Consider the following 233-nt stretch of genomic DNA (forward strand, 5'->3'; position numbering starts at 1 on the left):
GGCCGTTGCCGACACCATTGAGATTGGCGGTGCCTGCGAGGAACAGGTTTTCCAGGTTAGCGCCCAGGGTCCAGTTGACCCAGCTCCACACCGCGTCGATTTCGCTGGCCAGGGTGCTGGTTTCGGTGATGGTGTCACCGAGGTTGTCGACAATGTAGGTGTCGTTGCCCAGGCCGCCGATCAGGCTGTCGGCGCCCAGGCCACCGTCAAGGATGTTGGCGCCAGCGTTGCCG

The 233-nt window shown here is 63.5% G+C and carries 1 pseudogene; it reads right to left on the bottom strand.

The features are described from left to right. A pseudogene (locus tag J5M72_RS28840) lies at positions 1 to 233 on the bottom strand (hypothetical protein); the annotation flags it as partial.

This window comes from Pseudomonas sp. 58(2021) (assembly GCF_017491585.1).
In the GTDB taxonomy this organism is placed as follows: Bacteria; Pseudomonadota; Gammaproteobacteria; order Pseudomonadales; family Pseudomonadaceae; genus Aquipseudomonas; species Aquipseudomonas fluorescens_BT.